General features: G+C 66.6%; 4 protein-coding genes and 1 pseudogene. 2 read left to right on the top strand and 3 right to left on the bottom strand.

Annotated elements, in window-relative coordinates; translation table 11 throughout:
• Positions 1-276 (top strand): PfkB family carbohydrate kinase (locus Q0341_RS03555; RefSeq protein WP_299510608.1); only part of this gene is annotated, 276 nt, incomplete at its 5' end.
• Positions 277-328: 52 nt separating this feature from the next.
• Here Q0341_RS03555 and Q0341_RS03560 read toward each other — a convergent pair.
• The gene (locus tag Q0341_RS03560; RefSeq protein WP_299510609.1) at positions 329-1,534 is read right to left on the bottom strand and encodes a pyridoxal phosphate-dependent aminotransferase; all 1,206 of its coding nucleotides are present in this window, start codon (positions 1,532-1,534) and stop codon (positions 329-331) included.
• A gap of 102 nt (positions 1,535-1,636) precedes the next feature.
• Between Q0341_RS03560 and Q0341_RS03565 the strand changes: the two genes are divergently transcribed.
• The gene (locus Q0341_RS03565; RefSeq protein ID WP_299510611.1) at positions 1,637-1,933 is read left to right on the top strand and encodes a hypothetical protein; all 297 of its coding nucleotides are present in this window, start codon (positions 1,637-1,639) and stop codon (positions 1,931-1,933) included.
• Here the strand turns inward: Q0341_RS03565 and recD are convergent.
• A pseudogene (gene recD / locus Q0341_RS03570) lies at positions 1,921-4,108 on the bottom strand (exodeoxyribonuclease V subunit alpha). The gene Q0341_RS03565 and the pseudogene recD sit on opposite strands and share 13 nt — an antisense overlap.
• Positions 4,105-5,502, bottom strand: a 1,398-nt coding sequence (locus Q0341_RS03575) for a PD-(D/E)XK nuclease family protein (protein WP_299510612.1), incomplete at its 5' end; no start/stop codon positions are given. The pseudogene recD and the gene Q0341_RS03575, both read right to left, overlap by 4 nt.

Raw genomic sequence — 5,502 nt, forward strand, 5'->3', positions numbered from 1 at the left:
CTGCGCCGCGTGGCCCTGACCTTTGGCGGCGATGGCGCACACCTGGACATCGAAGGCCAACACCACAGCCAAGCCGTGCCCGCCATCCAAGTCACCGACACCGTGGGCGCAGGCGACACCTTCTGGGGCAACACCCTGGCCGACTGGGCGCTGCTGCCAGAAAGTGCGGCTGAGCGCGTGGCCTCCACCTTGGCGCTGGCCATGAAGGCAGCGGCCATCAACTGCACGCGTGAAGGTTGTCAGCCCCCCACTTGGGCAGAAGTGCTGGCGGACTGAAAAGCCAAGGCCATGCCCTGCGGGCGCGATCCGCAAGCGGTTGAAGCCCCCATCAGCCCCCTGCCCCATTGGCGAGCAGCCAAGCCCTGAGTCGCGCCACACCTTGCGCCAGGCGCGCCAGGTCTTTGGAGGCAAAACACCATCGCAGCCAGCCTGCGGCTTCGGGGGCAAAGGCTTCGCCGGGGGCCAGGCCCAGACCGGCCTCGGCCACCAAGCGCTTGGCAGTCTGCACCGAGTCGGGGTGTCCGTCGAGCCTGAAAAACGCGTACATGCCCCCTTTGGCCGGGGCCACTTGCACGCCCGGCACGGCTTGCAGCAGCGGCAGCAAGGTGTCGCGGCAGGCTTTGAGGTGCGCCACCACGCGGGGCGTGATGTCGGCCGTGTTTTGCAAGGCGACCACCCCGGCGCGCTGGGTGAACACCGAGGCGCACGAGGTGTTGAACTCGATCAGCTTGCCCATGTGAGGCGTCATGTCGGCCGGCATCACCAGCCAGCCCAGTCGCCAGCCGGTCATCAAAAAGCTCTTGGAAAAGCTGTGCACCACGACCAAGCGGTCATCCGGCTCAGCCACATCCAGAAACGACGGTGCGCAGCCGTTGGCCGTGTCGGTTTCGTAATAAAGGCGCTCATACACCTCGTCGGCCAGCACCCAGGTGCCGGTGCTGCGGCAGTGCGCCAAAATCTCGGCCTGCTCGGCGCGACTGAGTGTCCAGCCCGTGGGGTTGTTGGGCGAGTTGACGATAAGCATGCGGGTGGCGGGCGTGACGGCGGCTTTGAGCGCGGCCATGTCCAGCTGCCACTGGCCATCCACCGGGCGCAGCGATACGCACTTCAAATTCGCGCCCATCACCAGCGCCTGTGCCGTCAGGTTGGGCCACACGGGCGTCACGGCAACCGCTTCGTCGCCCGCGTCGATCAGGGCTTGCGCGGCCAGCATCAAGGCGTTCACGCCGCCCGAGGTGATGGCCAGGCGGTCCACGCCTATCGCTTGAGTTTGGCCGTGCAGGGTCGACATGTAGTCGGCCACGGCTTGGCGCAACTCGGGCAGGCCCAGGTTGTGCGAATAAAAGGTCTCGCCTTTTTGCATGGAATCGATGGCAGCCTGGCGCACGATGTCAGGCGTGACCTCGTCAGATTCGCCAAACCAGAAGGCCAGCACATCGGGGCGGCCCATGCCCGCGTTGGCGACTTCGCGGATGCGGGATTCTTCCAGGTCCATGACAGCCTGGCGCATGAAAGGGTCGGTGTTTTTGTTCATGCCCGCATCCTAACGGCTGCCCTGCCCCGGGCTTGTCCCGCTTTGCACAGCCGCGTGTTTTGCCTATGATGACCCGCACAAACAAACACCAGGGAGACACGCATGAAGCCCCAAAGTTTGGCCCACACGCTGGCCCATAAGTTGCCCCATACACTGGCCAGCACAGCCTTGGCCTTGGCTCTTTTGGGTGCGGCCCCCACCAGCGGTGCGCTGGAGACCTTCACCGCCACCACGGGTGCCGACAAACCTGCCAAGGGCAAAAAAGGCAAACCGGCCAAAGCGCCCAAACCTGCCACCGACAAAGGCTCGGCAGAGGGCAAGGCAGAACGCGACAAGCGCTTGCTGCGCGAATGCAGAGGGCGGCCCAACGCTGGCGCGTGTGAAGGCTACGCCAGCTGAGCCCACCACAAACCCAAGCCGCTGGCGCGCACGCTGGGGCGCGTCATGGCGGCATTGAGCAAACCGGCTTGGCCTTCGATGAGCGTGAACTGCTCCCGGGCGCGGGTGATGCCGGTGTAGACCAATTCGCGTGACAACACTTCGGCCGCACCCGGCGGCAAGACCAGGGCGGTGTGCGCGAACTCCGAGCCCTGGCTTTTGTGCACCGTCATGACAAAAGCCGTGTCGGCATGGGCCAAGCGCGAGACACTGACCGAGCGCAAGTGCTCGCCATCCAGAAACCAGACCTTGAGCACGCCTAGCAAGTTGGGCAAAACCACGCCCACGTCGCCGTTGAACACGCCCAGTTGCGCGTCGTTGCGCGTGACCATGACCGGGCGTCCGGCAAACCATTCGCCTTGCGGCTGCAGCCACCCGGCATCGGCCAGCGCCTTTTGCACAGCGGCATTGAGCGCGCTGGTGCCCCACTCGCCTTGGTGCACGGCGCACAAAATGCGAAAGCGATCAAACGCCCGCAACACGCGGCGCACCCAAGCGGCATGTGCCGCTTCGCCCTCGTTTTGGTGATCTTTTTGGCCACCTTTTTGGTCATCTGCTTGGCCATCTTTTGGACCCTCCTCTTGGCCATCCATTTCGCCAGACCCGGCCGGGCCTTCTCGCAGGCATTGCAGGTAGTCGGTGTAAGAGGCTTGGCCCGATGCCCCCAGCGCCAGCGCGCACACGGCTTGCGCGGTCTCCGGCTGCAAGGCGCGCAAAGGCTGCGCCGGGCCAGGGGCTGCCCGCAAGCACGCCCAGGCGGCTTCGGCATCGCCCGCGTTCACGGCCATGGCCAGTTGGCCAATGGGTCCATCAAAACGGCGGCTTTGGCGCAGCATCACAGTTTGCTGCGCCAATGCGGACATGGCCTGTCCGGCCCGGGCATGAAAGGCGTCGGGCAAGCGCTGCCCCGCCACGGCCTGCGCATAGCGCAGCGTGTCCGGCAGGTAAGCGCCTTGCGCTGCGCCACGGCACACATCGCCCAGCACCGCGCCCGCCTCGACCGATGCCAGCTGGTCCTTGTCGCCCAGCAACACCAATCGGGCTGTGGGCGGCAACGCCTGCAGCAAGGCATCCATCATTTCCAGGTGCACCATCGAGGCCTCGTCCACGATGAGCACATCCACATCGAGCGGGTTGGCCGCGTGGTGGCGAAACTGTCGGGTGTCGGGCCGCGCACCCAGCAACGCGTGCAAGGTGCGGGCCGGGCCAATGCGTTGGATCAGCGCGTCCAGATCGAGTGCGGCCGATGCGCCTTCGCCAGCCTGGCCTTGGAGGGCCTTGAGCGAGCCGTCAATCGACTGCTTGAGCCGCGCTGCCGCTTTGCCGGTGGGCGCGGCCAAGGCCACGCGCAAGGGGCTGGGGGCCATCGTGCAAGGCCAGCAGCAACGCCAGCAAGCGCGCAGCGGTGTAGGTTTTGCCCGTGCCAGGCCCGCCGGTGATGACCGACAAATGCGCTCGCAAGGCCACCGCACAGGCCCACTTTTGCCAATCGGTTGGTGCCTCGGGCGCATCGCCAGACGGCGTGGGTTCGGCAAAAAACCGGTCCAACCACTGGCGTGCCAACACCTCGGGCACAGGGAGCGCGCTTTGTGCCCGCTGCAGCAGGCTTTGGCCCACCCGCTCTTCGTAGGCGCGGTAGCGGCGCAAATACAGCAGCGGCGCATCGGCCGAGCCGCCCAACACCAAGGGCTGCCCCAGGTCTGGCGCATCGGCCAGGCGCAAGCAAGCCGGCGGGGCCGCCTGCAAGGCCGTCAGCCAAGCGGCCGTGTCCTGCGGCATGTGGGCCCACAGGGCGAGTAAGCCTTGGGGCGCGTGCAACGCCTGCGCCGAGCCGCCCAGCCAATCGCCAGGCGGCGTGGCCAGTGACTGCACCGCCAAACAGGTGTGGCCACGCCCTTCCATTTGGGCCAGCACGGCCGTCGCCACCAGCACCGCCGGTGAGGTGTTCGCGTCCAGGCGCAGCAGTTGCGCGGGCAGGGCGCTGTCCAAGCGGCGCAGCCAACCCAGCTCGGCCCAAGCGTGCAGCCATTGCAGGGTGTGTGCAGCACTCAGCGCCTGTGTGGGCAGATCGCTGAGCCAATCCATTTGCGCAGCCTGCGCCAAGACAGCCGCTTGTGGGGTTTTGCGCGTGTTCATGCCGGCTCTCCCGGCTGCTGTGCGGCGTCTGCGCCCCAGCCCAACATCGCGTCCAAGCCGTCCATCAAGGCCACTGGCGCGGGCAAGCTGCAACAGCCCCCGGCAGGTCCGTCGATGCCGCGCATGAACAGGTACACCGCGCCGCCCAAATGCTGCGCCGGGTCGTAGGCAGCGCCCAAACGCGAGCGCAGCAAACGGTGCAAGGCCAGCATGTAAAGCGCCGCCTGCACTTCGTAACGGTGATGGGCCATGGCTTGGTCCAGGGCGTCGGCGGTGTAGGCCGCGTCGTCTGGGCCCAAATGGTTGGACTTGTAGTCCAGCACCCAATAACGCCCCTCGTGCTCGAACACCAGATCGGCAAAGCCCATGAGCATGCCGTGCAGTTGCGCATCGGGCAGCTGCGGACGCGCCACACCGGGCAGCAAATGCAGCTGGCACAGGGCATCGATGCTGCGCGCGTGCAGGCGCTCGGCGGGCAGCCAAAACTCCATCTCGGGCAAGACCGTCTGCAAGGCGTTCAGCGCCACATGGGGCCCCCGCAAGGTTTGGGCCACCACCCGTGCCAGCCACTGCACCACACCCTCGCCCTGCGCTTTGTAGCCCGCCCGCTCGCAGCGCTTGACCAAACGTTCAGCGGTCGGCGTGCCGGGCTGCAGCGCAAAGCCATCGGCAGCCAGCCACTCCATTTGGTCGTGCAAAAAGTTGCCCGCGCTCGGGCCACGGGCAAAGCTGTGCCACGGGGCAAGCAACGCGGGGGGGGAAGGCGTCAAAGAGGCCTCCAGCGCCAAGGGCCAGGCCATCTCGATGCCCATGCCTTCGTCCGCAGGTTCATCATCGGCCGGGCGCGGCGTGGCCATGTCCAAACTCACAGGTGCCAAGGGCAGCGACAAAGCCTGCGAAGACAAGTCTCGGGTGAGCCGAGAAAAGCTCGCAATGCTCCAAGACTTGTCGATGTGGGCGGTACACACCAGGGGCTCGCGCAGCGCAAGACAGCGCGCCGCACGCGGCCAACGGGTCAAGGGCACATCGGTCGGCGCCAGCGCAAGGTGCACCGACAAGGGCTGGCCTTGGGCATCGGTTTGCAAGGCCTGCAGCTTGGGCCACCAGTCGGCTTCGTCCAGCGCCTGGCCACCGGCCAACAAGTGGCCGGCCGCGCTGTCGTGGTTGACGCAGCCCTTGCCGTTGCCTCGCTTGACAGGGCTCCAGCCCACCCACAGGGCATGCCGGGCCCGGGTCAGCGCCACGTACCAAAGGCGCAGGTCTTCGCGCAGGCGGTCGTGGTCGGCCAGTTGCGCGTCGGCACGGTCAAAGTCCAGCGTCCAGTGGCGCTCGGCCCCAGCTTCGCCGTGCACATCGCCGACCTGCATGACCGAGGCTTTGCCAGCCGTCACTTC

The sequence above is a fragment of the uncultured Limnohabitans sp. genome (genome assembly GCF_937889215.1).
Lineage (GTDB): Bacteria > Pseudomonadota > Gammaproteobacteria > Burkholderiales > Burkholderiaceae_C > Limnohabitans_A.